This window comes from Nostoc sp. ATCC 53789, assembly GCF_009873495.1.
Taxonomy (GTDB): Bacteria; Cyanobacteriota; Cyanobacteriia; order Cyanobacteriales; family Nostocaceae; genus Nostoc; species Nostoc muscorum_A.
In genome coordinates, this window is the sequence record NZ_CP046703.1 from 5,226,047 (window position 1) to 5,238,972 (window position 12,926).

The window sequence follows — 12,926 nt, forward strand, 5'->3', positions numbered from 1 at the left end:
GAGAGATTAAATCCTATAAACCATACGAAAAAGTAGCTATGGCAAGCGGTGAAGTATTTGATACCAAAACAAAATCCCTATCTGTGCCAAGGGTAAACCTGCTGACCATGTTCCGGCTGGGTTTATTTCAAATGGGGTTGAGCATGATGTCAATTTTGACTCTGGGCGTACTCAACAGAGTCATGATTCAAGAAATAGCGATTCCGGCGACACTGGTTTCAGTCGTTCTAGCACTGCCTTTATTTGTTGCTCCTTCCCGTGTCTGGTTTGGCCAGATTTCTGATGCCAAGCCGTTATGGGGATACCACCGCACAGCTTATGTTTGGGTGGGAGCGGCAATATTTGCGATCGCAGCATTTTTAGCTGTACAAGTAATGTGGCAGATGAATCTTGCCGCTACTAGTGCAGGTGGTTGGACATGGACAACCCAAACAATTGGCTGGACAGCACTTTTAGCTTTGGTTTTTGCTGTCTACGGTCTAGGAATTTGTGCTAGCGGTACTGCCTTTGCTGCTTTGTTGGTGGATATATCTGAAGAAGATAACCGTTCCAAAGTAGTTGGTGTGGTTTGGTCGATGCTAATGGTGGGGATTATTGTTGGGGCAATTATTAGTGCCAGTTTGCTGAAACAGTTAACGCCAGAGGCAACCTTAGAAACCTTACAGGCATCAATCACCAGGCTGTTTACTATCGTCCCAGCAATTGTATTTGGTTTAGCGATCGCAGCAACATTCGGCGTAGAAAAAAAATACTCTCAATACTTAACCCGTTCCACACTGGTGAACCGGGAAGACAGCATTACTCTAGGCAATGCTTGGAAAATCTTGACAGCTAGCCCACAAACAGGTATATTCTTCACCTTTTTATTGGTGATGACCATCAGTTTGTTTATGCAAGACCCGATTTTAGAACCGTATGCGGGTCAAGTTTTTAAAATGCCCCTAGCGGAAAGTACCAAATTAAATATTTTTTATGGAACAGGACTACTGATTGCCTACGGTGTTACTGGCTTTTACATTGTCCCGCGTTTGGGTAAGCGCAGAACTGCACGTTTAGGCTGTATGTTGGTAGCATTCTGTGCAATATTGCTAGGTATTTCAGGATTCACAGCTAATGCAGCAGTTCTCAAACTAGGCTTGTTCTTTTTCGGTTTAGCCGCAGGTTTCTTAACTACAGCAGCAATTAGCTTGATGTTGGATCTTACCGCAGCAGAAGCCGCAGGTACGTTTATTGGGGCATGGGGATTAGCACAGTCCCTTTCTAGAGGTGTGGCGGTAGTCATCGGAGGTACAGTTTTGGATATTGGACGCAAGCTGTTACCGAGTTTAGAGTTAGCTTATGGACTGGTATTTGCCCTAGAAGCACTAGGAATGGTGCTATCGATTTGGTTTCTAAATCGGGTGAATATCACAGAATTTCAAACAAGTACCAAGCAAGCGATCGCTTCAGTTTTAGAAAGCGATTTAGACTAAACTGTATGGGGCATTGGGCATGAGACAAATGACCAATGACCAATGACAAATGACAAATGACTAATAACCAATGAATGATTTTTGGACAACAATTCTAGATTTTGCCCAAACTACCACTACCAGGGTGGGTAAGCAGCTAATGCAAGATTTTGGGCAAGTACAGGCTTCCCAAAAAGCTGATGGAAGTTTGGTGACGCAAGCAGATAAATGGGCAGATCAGGAAATTCGGGATGCGATCGCTTCTACTTTCTCTGGTTACGGCATTTTGAGCGAAGAGAGCGATCAGTCATTTCCTGGTACTGAGTGGTGCTGGGTAATTGACCCCCTAGATGGTACAACCAACTTTACACGCGGCATTCCTATCTGGACAATATCTCTGGGTTTACTGTATCGAGGCACGCCCATTTTTGGGTATGTTTACGCACCAACCTTGGATCAAGCTTTTCATGGTTTTTGGGCGGGTTCATCTGGTTTAGCAACACCAACAGGAGCATTTCTCAACCACCACCCCATCCACACCAGTGTTGATAGTCCCAGCAATAATCACTTTTTTAACCTTTGTTCTCGTAGTACCGCAGCTATCAAAAACGGCTTCCCCTGCAAAATTCGGATGTTGGGTGTAGCTAGCTATAATTTTTTGACAGTTGCTACTGGGGCTACTCTCGGTGGGATTGAGGCGACACCAAAAGTTTGGGACTTAGCCGGGGCTTGGGTAATTGTCCAGGCAGCTGGTGGGGTATGGGTATCGCTGAAATCAGAACCGTTTCCGTTGTCACCCGGAGAAGATTATAGCGATCGCTCTTTTCCCACTTTGGTTGTCAGTCGTCCCGAATTAGTTCCGGTATTTCAACCTTTTCTAGATGGCGTAAAAATCTAATCAGCTGCTCTAACACTTAAAACAGTTATTTTGTCAATCAGAGTAGTGAACGGCGACATCCCGACATCAAAGTTAATAAAGCCCTAGTCAGACAGAGAATTGAGTATAAATAAAACTGGTAATAATCCTGATTTCAGTTCAAAACCAATGTAGTTACTAATTTAAGTACCGTTGTGGCTTATATCACACTGCTTAATTTAGTATAAATAATTTTATGTTATCTAATCTAGATTTAATTCGAGAGTTTGTGCAAAACTCTATCCAGAAAAAAGAAATTTTGTTGTCAAATCCTGCTTTGACAGCGCAAACAGTGTATAAAACCAACCAATTGACAGCAAAAGGTGAAGGTGTGATTGCCACCTTCCAACTATCTAATACACTATCTGAATTCTTGATTTCTCCAAAATCATCCCAGTGGGAATTAATAAATCAGGTATTAGCAGAATATAGTTATCTTCTCAAAGGAGAAGTAGATAGTCGGGGTTTCTATCAGTATCAATACAGCGAAGTTCCCAAAGGCTATGAGATGCACTGTACTAAATCTGTACTTCTATGGCGAGCTTGGTGGAAATATCGCAAGTATACTTCAAGACTAGGGATTCCCTTGGAACTTCTGATCAGGACGCGGGATTCATGGTATCCAATCCGAGATTTAATTATTAGTGATGGACTTCTTTATATCAAAACTTTAGGAAGCGAGATCGCACTTGATTCAGAAGACTTGGTTACTTGGTTAAGCAAAATTGATGTAACTAAAACTAAAGAAATACCTAGTACAGAGACGTAATTCGTAATTTGTAATTACTTTGCAAACGCAGTTTATACTCACCCTTTTAACGTTAAATTGACGCAAAGATTTTTGAAAATGGCGTGAAGAAAAATGAAAGGACTTTGGCTCGAAAATAATCAGTTGCAACTACGTACAGATATTCCAATTCCTGAACCACCGCCAGGAGAAGCTTTGGTACGCGTCTTGCGTGCGGGTATCTGTAACACTGATTTGGAACTACTCAGAGGCTACTATCCTTACACTGGTATTTTGGGGCATGAATTTGTCGGCGTGGTTGAAAAAGGGCCAGAACACTTAGTTAACCAACGTGTAGTTGGAGAAATCAACGCTGTGTGTGGGCATTGTCGGTTTTGTATCAGTGGACAACCAACTCACTGCGAAAATCGCACAGTTTTAGGTATTGTCAATCGGAATGGAGCCTTTGGTGAATATCTCTGTTTGCCGGTAGAGAACCTGCATTTAGTACCCGATAATGTGCCGACAGAAGTAGCTACATTTACTGAACCTATAGCAGCAGCTTTGGAAATTCAGCAGCAAGTATCATTGCATCAAAACGACAGGGTGCTAGTGGTTGGAGATGGCAAACTAGGGCAGTTGGTAGCACAGACACTAGCTTTAACTGGCTGTGAACTCTTGGCTGTGGGGCGACATCAAGAGAAACTTGCCAACTTAGAGGCACGGGGGATTAAAACTGGTTTAGCTGACGCTGTAAAAGATGGATATTTTGATATCTCAGTAGAATGTACTGGCAACCCAGAAGGATTTGCGATCGCCCGTCGCGCCCTCCGTCCCCGTGGTACGCTTGTTCTTAAAAGTACTTATGCTGGCAACCTCAGCTTAGATGTTTCTTCTTTAGTAGTGGATGAAATTACCCTCATCGGCTCCCGTTGTGGCCCCTTTACTCCAGCCCTCCAGCTACTAGCCACAGGACAAATTGACGTACAACCCCTGATTCATGCCACTTACCCCCTCATTGAAGGGCTTGCAGCTTTTGAACACGCCCAGAATCGCGGTGTTTTAAAAATATTGCTGGAAATTGGTTAATAGTTATTTGTCATTTGTCATTTGTCATTTGTCATTGGGTATGGGTTATTGCCCTTTTGCCCTTGTTTCCCTCATTTTCCCCAGTCCCCAATCCCTAATATAGATAAGGATTAGTCTTCGGTTGATAGTCAAGACAATTGATCGCTTCTTCTGTATTGGCAATAGATGGGCGTACAGTACATTTAAGACGGTAATTGTCAGTAAAAAATTGGCAGCCAGTACAGGGGATTTGATGCATAAGCTTGGCTGTAGTCACACTATCTCGCGCCGCCGTCCAGAGACTCATAACAACGAGAATAGTTAAAGTCCAAGCAGTGATAAAGCATATTGGGATTAACAAAGGTTGAATCCCATGAAAGACGAAAAATATCACTTCTAACACAGTATGTCCTGATACAAATTAGGAATTAGAAGTATATTAACTCCTAATTCCTAATTCCTAACTTCCGACTATAGAAGTATTTAAATACCAGCATGACCAAGAGCTAAACCTGTTACTAGCATTCCTAGCACAAGAAAAGGTTGGGCGCTGGCTTGGTACTTAACATCATTCTTCACAGGATCGCGCAAGAAATACATATCTTGCAAGGTGATTTGCGGGATGATTAACAGTACTAGTATCGTTGCATACAAATTTTCATGGATGCTGACAAGATAAGCTGCGATCAATCCTTGAAATACATCAATTGTCACTACACAAATCCATGCCGCAGTGGTGATACCAAACATTACGGGTAATGAATTTAATCCTAGCTGGCGATCGCCTTCTACACTCTTAAAGTCATTGACAATGGCAATACCCAATCCAGCCAAGCTGTAGAACATTGTCAAAATTATAATTGTGGAATTGAGATCGCCAAACAAAGCGTGTCCTGTAGACCAAGGTAGAGTAATGTAACTTGCACCCAAGGCATAACTTCCTAGCCAGCCGTTTTGCTTGAGTTTCAGGGGAGGTGCAGAATAAATATAGGCGATGAAAGAACCGATAATTGCGATCGCTGTAATTGTCGGGAATTCATGACCAGACCACACATCCAGCGCAAATGCCAAACCATAGCCAGCAACCAGTAATACCCAAATCTGAATAATTACCTGGGGTAAGGGAATTGCCCCAGAGGGAATCGGGCGATAGGGTTCATTGATGGCATCGATTTCGCGATCGTAGTAATCATTGAGAATTTGGGTGTAACCTGTCATCAATGGACCAGCCAGCAGCATACAGGTTAATACTTTCAACACATTTTCCAGCGTCCAAGTATAGTTACCCGAAGAAGCCGCACCACACACTACACCCCAAATTAGGGGAATCCAGGTAATCGGCTTCATTAGCTGCAAACGAATTTTCCAAATTGAAGTTTCCCCAGCAGCTGCACCTTTCATCCCCAGCAACTGCCTAGTTTTCGCATTGCGATCGGCGGATGCTATTGCTTGCTCATTGGGATTATTTACCACTGAGTCTAATGTCTCAGATGGGTTAGGGTCTGGGGTAATGGGAGTTAATTCTGACATAAGATTTACTGATTAATAGGGCATTGGGCAAAACAGTTCCTCTTTTCCATGTTCCAGTTCTGAGTAAAGAAGTGAGATTTTCTACTCGGTACGGGCTAAATCTTAGCTATCCACTAACAGCATTCATGAGGGGCATTGAGCATTAGCCAGAAAACCATCTTCCACAAAATTTAAACAACTTACAGGAGTTAGTCGCAGAACTTATCAGTTAATGGTTCGTATGAGTTAAAGGAAAAAACTACTCATAAAAAACCTGGGCGTTCTCCCGAATTAATAATTCTAGATCAAGTCTTAATGGTGCTTCAGTGTTGCAGCAAAGCAAGAAAAGCTCCACCTCATGAGTAAGAACATGGAGCATATTATCATATCAACTACCTCTAGCCGGCTTCTCTACGAGATGCTGTGCGTAGCTTGCTTCGACCTAGGAGTATACGGTAGTCTGCGGCAAGCCCTACGGGTAGACGCTCGTACCGACGCTCGTTCCTCGCTAACGCTGCGCTATCGCTACCGCTACGCTAACGCAGTTCCTTTATACCGGGAAACCCGTCCACCGGACTGGCTCACCGCTTTGCGTCTACGTTCAAAAAATTGACTTTGATAAAGAGTTTTAGCCTTAACTGAACCGTATTGGCTTATATATCATTTTTCAATAAGCAATAGTACTTAAAACCTTGCTCAAAATCGGATCGGAAACACAATTTTTCGGTAGGCAATGCCGTTCGGGTAGCGTCTCGTAGAGAAGGCTAGCTACGTCTACGCATAATCTTAATACATTATTACCCCAAAGCTTAATTTAAAGTCTTATTTTATACCTAAAAATTTATGAGATTTCAAGAATAAACACTTGTTAGACAAAAGTAATATTATTTTATCCTCACACGGATCTCATCCGTGTATGATGTTTTCTTCTACTTTCTTCTTGGAGAGAAATACAATGTCTTTTGAGCTTCCCCAGTTGGGTACGTCTTGTACTGATGTGATATCTAAAAACAGCCTTGCGCCTGCCTTGGACGAAGGCAGCTTGACAAGTTCTTTAACGGGACTGGGACGAGCTAGCCAATCTCTCTTGTTTGTCGATAGATCAGTGACAAACTATGAGCAGTTACTGGCGGGTGTGACTACGGGCACGGAGATCCATGTGCTTGACTCGGTGCAGGATGCTGTTACCCAGATTACTAACACCCTGCTGGGACGGCAAAACATTGCCAGTTTGCATATCGTTTGCCACGGGGAAGCCGGCGGACTGGACTTTGGCAGCAGTCAGCTGAACTTGGGCAACTTGCCAGAGTATGCGTCACAGTTGCAGAGTTGGGGCAAGGCACTGACCAACGATGCCGATATTTTGCTGTATGGCTGTAACGTTGCCCAAGGTGAACTCGGTCAGGAGTTTGTCCAAAGAATCAGCCAGGTTATTGGAGCCAATGTTGCCGCCTCCAATAACCTGACAGGTAAGGATGGCGACTGGAATTTGGAAGTAACCATTGGCAACATTGAGTCACCCCTCGTCTTTGACTCTAAAGTTACCTCTGCCTATGCTTACAATTTGGATAATATTCTCAGAGAAACCTTCACGGGCAATGATATTACGAACCCCTCCTGGATCTACAATACAACAGGAACAGGCACAGCACCGCTACTGACCGCCCGTTCTACAATAGGAGCATCCACCGGCGGCATACCCGGTGGTGGCTCCGATGCGGTTGGGTCAGGCGCATTGCGATTAACCTCTGCTACCTCGGATCAGGCATCCTTTGTCATCTACAACCGCCCCATTAACGCCAGCAACGGTCTTTCCATTACGTTCAACATTCATGCCTATGGTGGCACTGGTGCAGATGGTATCAGCTTCTTTCTTATTGATGGCAATGCCAACCCAACTGCGGCAGGTTCAACTGGAGGATCGCTCGGCTATTCTAGTAACGGCTCTACACCTGGTCTTGTAGGCGGCTACCTTGGTGTTGGTTTTGACGAGTTTGGTAACTTCTCTAAGTCCGTATATGGTGCAGGTGGTCCAGGTGCTAGACCTGACTCTATTGCAGTTCATGGCAGTCAAGCCAACAGCTACAACTATCTGGCGGGAACGGAAACGCTTCCAGAAGGTATTGACACTCCAGGTCAGAGCCGATCGGCTGCTCAGAAGAAGGTGCAGATTGATTTGACACCTGCTGGGCTGTTATCTCTCAAAATTGATTTGAACAATGACGGAGATTTTTTAGACAATAACGAAACTCCAGCCGCACTCCAAAATTACAATGTCGTTGCCAGTAATGGCGAACTGCCATCCACGTTCAAGTTCGGTTTCTCCGCCTCCACTGGCGATTATACCAACGTCCATGAAATCACAGGACTCAATGTTGATACATTTGGTGGTGTGCCGTATACTCCGTTGGTTAACTTTACCAGTAGTAATGGCTCAGTTGGTGAAGGAGCAACTAGTCTAAACATCACAGCACAAATTGATGCTGTAACTTCCAATACCGTTACAGTACCAGTTACGCTATCGGGAACAGCGACGGACGGAACAGACTACACACTGTCTAACAATTCCATCACAATTCTGCCAGGACAACTGACTGGTAGCATCACCCTGAATCCGATTGATAATTTAGTTGTCGAGCCTAATAAAACTGCTGTGTTGACACTGGGAACACCGACGAATGCTCAACTGAGTCCTCAGAATAAGGTACTTACAGCAACGATCGTAGACAACGATAGTGTGATCCAAAGCTCGCTCAATAATCTGCTGTGGCGCAACAGTGGCACTGGGGAGAATGCTGTTTGGCAACTGAATAACTTCTCCCTGCAAAGCGACTACTTTTTACCCACCGTGACTGATGCGAACTGGCAGATTGCCAGCACAGCTGACTTCAACGGTGATGGCATTGCTGACATCCTTTGGCGCAACCAGGCAAGCGGGCAGAACGTCATTTGGCAGATGAATACCACTGGCTTTCAATCCGACCACTACATTACTCAGGTGTTTGATCCGAACTGGGAGATTGCAGGTACTGATGATTTCAACAGTGACGGTACACCTGATATCCTCTGGCGCAATAAGGCAAGCGGCGAGAATGTGATTTGGCAGATGAATAGCAACTTCACCCTGCAAACCGACCACTACATTACCCAGGAGTTTGATCCGAACTGGGAGATTGCGGGTACTGATGATTTCAATAGTGACGGTACACCTGATATCCTCTGGCGCAATAAGGCAAGCGGCGAGAATGTGATTTGGCAGATGAATAGCAACTTCACCCTGCAAACCGACCACTCCATTACCCAGGTGTTTGATCCGAACTGGGAGATTGCAGGTACTGATGATTTCAACAGTGACGGTACACCTGATATCCTCTGGCGCAATAAGGCAAGCGGCGAGAATGTGATTTGGCAGATGAATAGCAACTTCACCCTGCAAACCGACCACTTCATTACCCAGGTGTTTGATCCGAACTGGGAGATTGCAGGTACTGATGATTTCAACAGTGACGGTACACCTGATATCCTCTGGCGCAACAAGCAGACGATGAAGGAAGATATCTGGCAAATAAGTGGCTTTAACTATGTACAAAGGTATCAACTCGTTGACGTGATCGATCCCAATTGGAGCGTGAGACCTTTTGTGGCAGCTTAATATCCTGTCCGAATAAAGACTTATCATTAAGACCGCAGACGAGCAGAGGGGAGTGGTTTTTGGATTTTCTGTATAGATTCGGGAACTATAACTAAGTAACCGAACTTGATATTAGATACTTCTGACAGATCCAACTAAGCAAAGCGAGAGCCGCATGATCGCGACTCTCGCTTTCCCTATGTCCACCCTCTCATGGGTAGGTTTTTCAGATTAGGGACTTCCAAATAAAACAATATCCCAAAACTAACGCAAATAATTCTCTCTATCTCTTCTCCCTCTGTGTTCTCTGTGTCTCTGTGGTTCGTTTATTTGGATAATTTATTTCTTGGAAGTCCCTTAGACGAATTTTTTGGCTTTTAGAACTAAAATTATTGTCCTAAACCTTAAAACTACGTTGAATAATTGAGAACATTCCCAATTATTTCTCCAAAACCTAAATACCTATCCTTGAATGACTCCCCATTCCCTTAACTTAAAACGAAATTATCAAATAATTATTCTGAAACTTTGCTCCAGCAACGGGTCTGCCACTTAGAGCCGGAGGTAAGGGAATATTGCGTCGCTGATCTCCTGCTTCTACCGTAACTTCTGGCCCGTATTGGGTGAGCTTTACCTGCTTTTTGTCAAATCCTGGCAAGAATAGGCGTACTTGACGATTGTGGATGTCTATTTCAATTGGTTTAGGAGCCTGTAAAGCTTGTGCTTCAAAGTTGGGTAGTGCGTCTATCAGTGCTTGCCAGTCATCTGTTGGCGAGTCGGGAACAACGCTCACAGGTAGGGGTATAAATTCCTCTGGCAGATTGACGTTGGTTTCAGGAGACACAAGCAGAACACCACCGACAGTTAAACCAATTTGTTGAGCGCTACCCCATAAATAACGAGCATTTGCTACGTCAATTGGATCTCCTGTGGTCACTAAGAAAGCAGCAAGACGCTTCGGATCGCCAAGAGCGGCTCTCCCTTTTTCCAAGAAATTATTGACTTGGTTGGTAGGTTGAGCAAAGTTATCTGCTGTCCAGTTGATATTGAAAAAGCTGCTAATTAGCGGTTGGATTAAGGGCGATTCAGTAATAGTCTTACCCAAATCGGAGTTGACAAATAATTGCCGAAATCGCCGAACATACCAACTGAGAGATTCTGGCAAACCCAACATTCGCAACGTTAAAGAGTCACCCGTGCCATCGTAGACGATCGCATCATATTTGCCACTGGCATCATATTCGCGGATAGCATTGAGAGCTAGGGCATTGTCCATCCCTGGCAATACTACCAGTTCTTGACCAAAAACGTCTTTGAAGATGGGCGTGCGGAGATATTGTGCTTCCAGTTTTTTCACTTCGTCCCAGTTGCGCTCAAGCAGTACAGATGCTTGAAACTGTACCGCCTGTAGCTTGGGAGCGATTTCTTGAGGATCGGCAGCAATGGTAGTACCCAACAGGATTGACAATGTTGGTTCTGCTTGTCCTGCTAGGAGTACGCGCTTGCCTTGACTTGCCAATAATTTGGCGGCGGCGATCGCAATTTTGGTACGAGCGGTGCCGCCTTTGCCCAAAAATGTCAATATTAGAGCCATTACTTGATTCCTATTTTCACCGCCGATCTTTTCAATTCCAACTTAGCACTCAATAAAGATTCTCAACCTGTGCTGGAAATTTCAGATACCGAGAAAAACTCTGATCTGAGTTCTTTATCACTACACAGGTTTAATTTCATCTTCAAAAAACCAAGTGGAAGTATTGTCCTCAAACAGCACTACTACACCGATCCCACTATCAATGACTTTGTAGCCTTGAATGATACCCACTTGTCCTAGTTTTTTTACAATTGGGGGAGAAACGCGATCGCGCAAACGAAACACTTTAACCTTTTGTCCGATTTCCATGCCTGATTACAATGCAACAAACCAGTCTCAGTGTAGCGGAATCCGTGACTCAGCTTTCACAATTTCAGGGGAGATGAGGGAGAAAATTCTAAACTTCTAACCTCAGAACTTAAAATTAACAACAGATGCGATCGCAACGATTAGTCGTATTGATGGAACATTTGTGATCGTTAGAGGTTCATCTAGATAGCTTGAGTTAAGCAACCCAAGTAGTCGTTATGTATCAAACTATCCTCCGTCCACGACAAGAAACCATGCCTAGGATGGATAATTTACCCAGTGAATTAATAGGATAATCAGGTTTTACAGATAAATTTTACTGCATTCAGGCGGATTTTCTGAGTGAGACTTGTCAAGCTCTAACCTTATCCATCTGAAGAAGTTTTGTTTGCTAGCAACTTAAACCTTTACTACCATGCCCGCCATCCTTTGTAATATAAAGAGTTTGTGGTTGCATTGCTATACTTCAGGGGGTTGGGTGGCAAAGCTAGGAGAAAAAGCAGAGCAAGACCGCCAACGGCAGAGCGATTAGCAGAGTGTCTGCGATCACAAGGAATTGATCCAGAAACTTGAGTTAAGCAAAAACTTGCGTCCTTAACAAGAAAAGCAGTGTTACCAACAGAATTTATATTGCTAAGAAAAATATACTTAGCAATAGTCGATTCATTGTATAATCACCAAGACAATTTGTGTACGATTTTCTAGTAATAATGTATTCCCCAAGAAACACAAGGATACTTTCATAGCTATTAAGCTTTATGGAGAAAAATTGGGTGTGTCGGTAGTGAACGAGGAAGCAGGAATTGTTGCGAGCAATACGAGGATTTGTACATAAGGCAGGGAGGCTGAGGCGCATACTACCGATAAATGAACGGTTGTGGGCAAAGTTTGACTTGCTGAGAACTTTAGTGCGTCGGGATTTAGAAGCGAGGTATAAGGGTTCTGTTTTAGGCAATTTGTGGCCTTTGCTAAATCAGCTATCACAATTACTGATTTACACCTATGTGTTTTCGATTGTGTTGAAGGTGAAGTTAAGTCTGAAAACTTTACCAGAAAATAACTTCACCTTTGGTTTGTGGCTATTTGCAGGATTAGTTCCTTGGATTGCTTTTAGTGGTGGTTTAAGTCAGGCTGCTAGTTGTGTAATCGGACAGCCAAATTTAGTCAAGAAAGTGGTATTTCCACTAGGATTATTACCTCTAGTACCAATCTTATCAATGTTTATCGAAAGTTCCTTTGGTTTAATAGCATTGATTTTTTTTGGGGCGATCAGTTCTCATACTCTACACACTACATTAGCGTTGTTGCCGTTGGTCTGGATACCGCAGTTATTGTTAACAGCAGGATTGAGTTATTTAGCCGCAGGACTAACGGTATTTTTGCGAGATATCCCGCAGACTTTAGGGGTGATTTTAAATATTTGGATGTATTTGACACCAATTATTTATCCAGCCTCAGCAATTCCAGAGGCATGGCGGGAATGGGTATTTTGGTTAAATCCGATGACAGCGATCGTTGAGGGATATAGAGATTTAATTTTAGTAGGAGAAGTTAAACATTGGGGCGAGTTAGGAGTTTCTTCGCTAATTGCTTTAGTAATTTTTTGTAGCGGATTGTGGTGTTACCGTCGCCTGCGTCCAGCTTTTGCAGATGTATTGTAAGCACAAATGTTGAAGTATAGATGCCATAATTGTCTTTGATTCATAGTGTGGTAGTTTTGA

Annotated in this window: 11 protein-coding genes; 7 read left to right on the forward strand and 4 right to left on the reverse strand. The window is 43.6% G+C overall.

Annotated features, from left to right (window positions below; translation table 11 throughout):
- Positions 1–38: 38 nt before the first annotated feature.
- From GJB62_RS21730 to GJB62_RS21745, 4 genes are all read left to right on the forward strand, one after another.
- Complete coding sequence (locus GJB62_RS21730; protein ID WP_114082749.1) at positions 39–1,472, forward strand: BCD family MFS transporter; 1,434 nt, start codon at positions 39–41, stop codon at positions 1,470–1,472.
- A 70-nt stretch (positions 1,473–1,542) separates the two neighbouring features.
- On the forward strand, positions 1,543–2,349 hold the full coding sequence (locus GJB62_RS21735) for an inositol monophosphatase family protein (RefSeq protein ID WP_114082750.1): 807 nt from the start codon (positions 1,543–1,545) through the stop codon (positions 2,347–2,349).
- A 214-nt stretch (positions 2,350–2,563) separates the two neighbouring features.
- Positions 2,564–3,136 carry a hypothetical protein gene (locus GJB62_RS21740; RefSeq protein WP_114082751.1) on the forward strand — a complete coding sequence of 191 codons (573 nt, stop codon included), beginning with the start codon at positions 2,564–2,566 and terminating at the stop codon, positions 3,134–3,136.
- Between the two features lie 93 nt (positions 3,137–3,229).
- On the forward strand, positions 3,230–4,183 hold the full coding sequence (locus tag GJB62_RS21745) for an alcohol dehydrogenase catalytic domain-containing protein (RefSeq protein ID WP_114082752.1): 954 nt from the start codon (positions 3,230–3,232) through the stop codon (positions 4,181–4,183).
- Between the two features lie 94 nt (positions 4,184–4,277).
- On the opposite strand, the gene GJB62_RS37565 is transcribed toward GJB62_RS21745, so the two are convergent.
- Both GJB62_RS37565 and chlG read right to left on the reverse strand, forming a co-directional pair.
- Positions 4,278–4,565, reverse strand: coding sequence for a hypothetical protein (locus tag GJB62_RS37565; RefSeq protein ID WP_114082753.1), 288 nt, complete (start codon positions 4,563–4,565; stop codon positions 4,278–4,280).
- A gap of 80 nt (positions 4,566–4,645) precedes the next feature.
- Complete coding sequence (gene chlG, locus GJB62_RS21755; protein WP_114082754.1) at positions 4,646–5,692, reverse strand: chlorophyll synthase ChlG; 1,047 nt, start codon at positions 5,690–5,692, stop codon at positions 4,646–4,648.
- 349 nt (positions 5,693–6,041) lie between these two features.
- Here chlG and GJB62_RS21760 point away from each other — a divergent pair, with 349 nt between their 5' ends.
- Both GJB62_RS21760 and GJB62_RS21765 read left to right on the forward strand, forming a co-directional pair.
- Positions 6,042–6,284 (forward strand): hypothetical protein, encoded by a 243-nt coding sequence (locus tag GJB62_RS21760; protein WP_147262521.1) that lies wholly within the window; start codon positions 6,042–6,044, stop codon positions 6,282–6,284.
- Positions 6,285–6,587: 303 nt separating this feature from the next.
- The gene (locus tag GJB62_RS21765; RefSeq protein ID WP_114082755.1) at positions 6,588–9,323 is read left to right on the forward strand and encodes a DUF4347 domain-containing protein; all 2,736 of its coding nucleotides are present in this window, start codon (positions 6,588–6,590) and stop codon (positions 9,321–9,323) included.
- A 472-nt stretch (positions 9,324–9,795) separates the two neighbouring features.
- On the opposite strand, the gene GJB62_RS21770 is transcribed toward GJB62_RS21765, so the two are convergent.
- Positions 9,796–10,896 carry an ArsA family ATPase gene (locus tag GJB62_RS21770; protein WP_114082756.1) on the reverse strand — a complete coding sequence of 367 codons (1,101 nt, stop codon included), beginning with the start codon at positions 10,894–10,896 and terminating at the stop codon, positions 9,796–9,798.
- Positions 10,897–11,016: 120 nt separating this feature from the next.
- Positions 11,017–11,205 carry a DUF2862 domain-containing protein gene (locus tag GJB62_RS21775; RefSeq protein ID WP_114082757.1) on the reverse strand — a complete coding sequence of 63 codons (189 nt, stop codon included), beginning with the start codon at positions 11,203–11,205 and terminating at the stop codon, positions 11,017–11,019.
- 815 nt (positions 11,206–12,020) lie between these two features.
- Between GJB62_RS21775 and GJB62_RS21780 the strand changes: the two genes are divergently transcribed.
- Entirely contained in the window at positions 12,021–12,866 is an 846-nt protein-coding gene (locus GJB62_RS21780; RefSeq protein ID WP_114082784.1) for an ABC transporter permease, read from the forward strand.
- Positions 12,867–12,926 lie beyond the last annotated feature (60 nt).